Here is a 5,086-nt window from a genome sequence, read left to right as displayed (position 1 = left end):
AGTCCACTCGCGCGCGTGTTGCAGCCGCGTATGGGATTTCGCATATGCGGGCGATATCCGCCGGTCCGTAGCATCGGACCATGCGCGTGCTGATCGTCGAGGACGAGCCGTTCCTGGCGGAGGGGATCCGCGACGGCCTGCGCCTCGAGGCGATCGCCGCGGACATCGCGGGCGACGGTGACACCGCGCTGGAGCTGCTCGGCGTGAACGCGTACGACCTGGCCGTGCTCGACCGCGACATCCCGGGCCCGTCCGGAGACGAGGTGGCGCGCTGGATCGTGGCCTCCGGGTCCGGCATCCCGATCCTGATGCTCACGGCGGCGCACCGCCTCGACGACAAGGCGTCGGGATTCGAGCTCGGTGCCGACGACTACCTCACGAAGCCGTTCGAGCTGCGGGAGCTCGTGCTGCGACTGCGGGCGCTCGACCGGCGGCGGACGACGACGCGGCCGCCGGTGCGCGAGATCGCCGGGCTGCGACTGGACCCGTTCCGTCGCGAGGTGTTCCGCGACGGGCGGTACGTGGCGCTCACCCGCAAGCAGTTCGCCGTGCTCGAGGTGCTCGTCGATGCCGACGGCGGCGTCGTCAGCGCCGAGGAGCTGCTGGAGCGGGCCTGGGACGAGAATGCGGACCCGTTCACGAACGCCGTGCGCATCACCGTGTCGGCGCTGCGCAAGCGTCTCGGCGAGCCGTGGCTGATCGCGACGGTGCCCGGCGTCGGATACCGCATCGGCACCGGTGCGGATCCGGAGGCCCGCGGCGATGCCTAGGCAGAAGGGGCCGAGCGTGCGGCTCCGTCTCGCCCTCAGCTACGCGGGGTTCCTGCTGGTCGCGGGCTTCCTGCTGCTGTCGGTCGTGTGGGTGTTCCTGCTGCGCTACGTGCCGGACGGCGAGATCTTCGCCCGCCAGTTCGTGCCCAACCGCTCCGATCTGCTGCGCGCGTTCGTCCCGCCGGCGACCTGGGCGATGGTCTGCCTGCTCGTGTTCGGCCTGGCCGGCGGGTGGTTCCTCGCGGGGCGGATGCTGGCGCCGCTGGCGCGCATCGGAGATGCGGCCCGGCTCGCCGCGGAGGGCTCGCTGTCGCACCGCATCCGGCTCGAGGGCAGCGACGACGAGTTCCGCCGGCTCGCCGACGTGTTCGACGGCATGCTGGAGCGCCTCGAGGCGCACGTCGCCGAGCAGGAGCGCTTCGCCGCGAACGCCTCCCACGAGCTGCGCACTCCGCTCGCGATCACGCAGACCATGCTGGATGTCGCCCAGAAGGATCCGGAGCGCGACGTCGACCAGCTGCTCGCCCGGCTGCGAGCGGTCAACACGCGCGCGATCGAGCTCGCCGACGCGCTGCTGCTGCTGAGCCGCACGAGCCGGGGGCCGATCGGCGGCGGGACGGTGGATCTGTCGCTGCTCGCCGAGGAGGCGGCCGAGAACCTGCTGCCCGTCGCCGAGCGACGCGGAGTGTCGCTGGAGGTCGGCGGGGACGGCGCGCCGTGCCACGGCTCCGAGGCCCTGCTGCTGCAGCTGACCACGAACCTCGTGCACAACGCCATCGTGCACAACCTGGCCACCGACGGCACCGTGACCGTGACCACGGCGGCGACCACGCGCGAGGCGGTGCTGCGGGTGGAGAACACCGGTCCGCCACTGGATGCCGCCGGCATCCCGGCCCTGCTCGAGCCGTTCCAGCGGAGCCGGGGCCGCGTGCGTGCCGACGGAGCCGATCACGCCGGCGCCGGACTCGGCCTCGCGATCGCGCAGAACATCGTCGCCGCACACCGCGGGCAGCTGACCCTGGTCCCCCGCCACGGCGGAGGGGCTGTCGTGACCGTGCGACTGCCCGGCTGATGTGCTGACGGCACCACGCGCCTCACCGAGGTGCTCGACGTCGTGACCCGCACGACGGGCGTCTACGACGGCTGGGGCGCTCCCGTGGTCCCGTCCACCGGGGCCGGATCCGTGCCGGCGGCGACCGACGTCTCCCAGGCCTCGGGGCCGGAGGAACCCGCCGGGTAGTCGTCCATCGGAACCTCGTCGCGGGCCCAGGCATCCCGCACCGGCTGGATGATCCGCCAGCACTCCTCCGCGGAGTCGCCGCGCACCGAGAGGGTGACGTCGCCGTCGAGGATCTCGCTGAGCACCTGGGTGTACGCGTGGATGCGCCCCTCGCCGAGGTCGACCGTCGCGATGTCGCGGTGCAGCGCGAACGGGTTGTCGCCGCCGTTCACGTTCAGCTCGAGCGACAGGGTGTCGGGTCCGAGCGAGAACCGCAGCACGCCGCCGTCCGCCGGGCGGCCGGTGAAGCCGTCCGGCAGGTGCCGCACCGGGCGGAGCGTGACGACGATCTCGGCCAGGTCCGCTCCGAGCGCCTTGCCCGAGCGCAGGGTGAACGGCACCCCGGCCCACTGCGCGGTGCGCACCTCGCACGTGAACTCGGCGAGCGTCTCGGTGGTGCGGGTGGCATCCACCCCCTCTTCGTCGACGTATGACGGGATCTGCCGGTCGCCGATCCTCCCCGCGGTGTACCGGGCGCGCCGGGAGAAGTGCACCGGATCGTCGTTCCAGATGCGGGTGGCGCGCAGGGCTTCGCCCTTCGCGTCGCGCAGGTCGCGTTCGCCGAGCGTCGCGGGTGACGTCATCGTGAGCACCGCCAGCACCTGCAGCAGGTGGCTCTGCAGCATGTCGATCATGGCGCCGGCGTGGTCGTAGTAGCGCGCGCGGTTCTCCAGCGCGAGGGATTCGTCGAACCGGATGAGCACCCGCTCGACGTGCTCCGCCGACCAGAGCGGCTCGACCAGGCGGTTCGCGAATCGCACCCCCAGCAGGTTCAGCACCGTGGCGCGGCTGAGGAAGTGGTCCACCCGGAACACGTGGTCCTCGGGGACGAGCTGCCGGAGCAGTTCGTTCAGCTTCGCCGCGCCCTCCCGGTCGCCGCCGAACGGCTTCTCCAGCGCCAGCACGGTGTCGTCGGGCAGCGTGATCCCGCGCATCGCCGCGCACGACGCGGCCGCGACCGCCGGGGGCACGGCGAAGTAGACCACGAGCGCCCCCTCGACCGGCTCGATGAGCTTCTTCAACGCGCCGACGTCCGTGATGTCGGCCTGGGTGTATTCGGTCTGGGCCACCCGGTCGTAGACATCGTCGGCGCCGGCGTCGGCGAAGGCGTCTTTCACGGCATCCCGCCACTTCTCCGAGGTCCACGCATCGGAGCCCGCACCGCGCAGGGTGAGCCGCCGGTCCGGCTCGCGCTGCAGGAGCTGGGCGAGAGCGGGCAGAAGGAGCCGCGACGTCAGATCGCCGGAGGCGCCGAGAATCAGGAGTGTCACCTGCTGCTGCATACCGCGAGGCTAAGTCGTCGCCGGCCGCCCGCCAACCCCTCGCACTCCCGTCGCGCGGGGTGTAGGGGGACGGCCCGGTCGAGCACGGCGTGTTCGGCTGCCGTTCACCGCGAATCCGTTGAACACGTCCGTGGGCTGATGCATCGTGAGGGGGTCACCCCCGTCGCGACACTCCCTCCCCCTCCCGCCGCGACGGCCCACGGTCGAAAGGTCTCCCGATGAAACGAGTACTCACCTGTGCCACGGCGGCCGCCGGCGCCCTGCTGCTGGCCGGCATGTCCCTGACACCGGCATCCGCCGACGTCGTCCGCACGACGGCCGCCCACGCCGGCCGGACGCCGGCGGCGTCCGCCACCACGACGCCGATCACGCACGTGGTCGTGCTCTTCCAGGAGAACGTCTCGTTCGACCACTACTTCGCCACCTATCCGTCCGCCGCCAACCCCGCCGGCGAGCCGGCGTTCACCGCGGCGCCGGGCACCCCGACCGTCAACGGGCTCGGTCCGAGCCTGCTGAGCCCGAACAACCCGAACTCCACGCAGCCGTTCCGGCTCGATCGCAGCCAGGCCCAGACCTGCGACCAGGACCACACGTACACCGACGAGCAGAAGGCGTTCGACGGCGGCCTCATGGACAAGTTCGTCGAGACCGTCGGGCGGGGCACCGCGGCGTGTCAGGATGCCGGCAAGGGTGCCGGACTCGTGATGGGCTACTACGACGGCAACACCGTGACCGCGTACTGGAACTACGCGCAGCGCTTCGCGATGAGCGACAACTCGTACGGCACGACCTTCGGCCCGTCGAGCGTCGGCGCGATCAACCTGGTGTCCGGACAGACCCACGGATTCTCGCAGACCACGCCGGCCGTGACCGCCGCCGGAACCATGATCGGCGATCCGCAGCCCGCGGGCGACGTCTGCGACACGCGCGACACGGCCACCTCGGTCGACCCGAACGCCGAGAACATCGGCGATCTGCTGAACGCCAAGGGCGTCTCGTGGGGCTGGTTCGAGGGCGGTTTCGCCGACTGCGCCGCCACCCACACGGATGCCGGCGGCGTGACGTCGAAGGACTACATCCCTCACCACGAGCCGTTCCAGTACTACGCCTCCACGGCCAACCCGCAGCACCTGCGCCCGGCATCCGTCGCCGAGATCGGTCACGACGGCCGGGCCAACCACCAGTACGACCTCACCGACTTCTGGGCCGCCGTGGATGCGGACTCGATGCCGGCGGTCAGCTTCCTGAAGGCGCCCGCCTACCAGGACGGCCACGCCGGGTACTCCACGCCCCTGGACGAGCAGCGCTACGTCGTCGACACCATCGACCGGCTGCAGAAGACGCCGGAGTGGTCGTCGACCGCGGTCATCATCGCCTACGACGACAGCGACGGCTGGTACGACCACCAGATGGGCCCGATCGTCAACCAGTCGAACGATCCGACCGCCGACGCGCTGACCGGCGACAGCTGCGGCACGAACACCGCGCGCATCGCCGGCGGATACCTCGACCGCTGCGGCTACGGACCGCGACTGCCGCTCCTCGTCGTGTCGCCGTACGCGAAGCGCAACTATGTGGACCACACCGTCACCGACCAGACGTCGATCACGCGCTTCATCGAGGACAACTGGCAGACCGGCCGGATCGGCGATGCCTCGTTCGACGCGCTCGCCGGATCGCTGGACGGCATGTTCTCGTTCCACCGCCCGGCGAACAGCGCGCGGCTGTTCCTCGACCCGGTCACCGGCCGCCCG

4 protein-coding genes are annotated in these 5,086 nt (G+C 71.4%); 3 read left to right on the top strand and 1 reads right to left on the bottom strand.

The features are described 5' to 3' along the window. Positions 1-80 precede the first annotated feature (80 nt). Together VJR25_RS06565 and VJR25_RS06560 are read left to right on the top strand one after the other, a co-directional pair. Entirely contained in the window at positions 81-770 is a 690-nt protein-coding gene (locus VJR25_RS06565) for a response regulator transcription factor (RefSeq protein WP_324113794.1), read from the top strand. Next, positions 763-1,842 carry a HAMP domain-containing sensor histidine kinase gene (locus VJR25_RS06560; protein WP_324113792.1) on the top strand — a complete coding sequence of 360 codons (1,080 nt, stop codon included), beginning with the start codon at positions 763-765 and terminating at the stop codon, positions 1,840-1,842. Before VJR25_RS06565 ends, VJR25_RS06560 begins: the two co-directional genes overlap by 8 nt. A gap of 62 nt (positions 1,843-1,904) precedes the next feature. Here the strand turns inward: VJR25_RS06560 and VJR25_RS06555 are convergent, their stop codons facing one another. Further along, complete coding sequence (locus VJR25_RS06555; protein ID WP_324113790.1) at positions 1,905-3,332, bottom strand: glucose-6-phosphate dehydrogenase; 1,428 nt, start codon at positions 3,330-3,332, stop codon at positions 1,905-1,907. A gap of 218 nt (positions 3,333-3,550) precedes the next feature. On the opposite strand from VJR25_RS06555, the gene VJR25_RS06550 reads away from it, so the two are divergent. Further along, a partial coding sequence (locus tag VJR25_RS06550; protein ID WP_324113788.1) for an alkaline phosphatase family protein occupies positions 3,551-5,086 on the top strand: 1,536 nt, incomplete at its 3' end.

The organism is Microbacterium sp. (assembly GCF_035277845.1).
GTDB lineage: Bacteria > Actinomycetota > Actinomycetes > Actinomycetales > Microbacteriaceae > Microbacterium.
This window is presented reverse-complemented; position numbering and strand designations above follow the sequence as displayed.

What these genes read in the sequence shown, in the direction of transcription:
- VJR25_RS06560 (WP_324113792.1), top strand. Translation starts at nt 763, where the DNA reads ATGCCTAGGCAGAAGGGGCCGAGCGTGCGGCTCCGTCTCGCCCTCAGC.
- VJR25_RS06565 (WP_324113794.1), top strand. Translation starts at nt 81, where the DNA reads ATGCGCGTGCTGATCGTCGAGGACGAGCCGTTCCTGGCGGAGGGGATC.
- VJR25_RS06555 (WP_324113790.1), bottom strand. Translation starts at nt 3,332, where the DNA reads ATGCAGCAGCAGGTGACACTCCTGATTCTCGGCGCCTCCGGCGATCTG.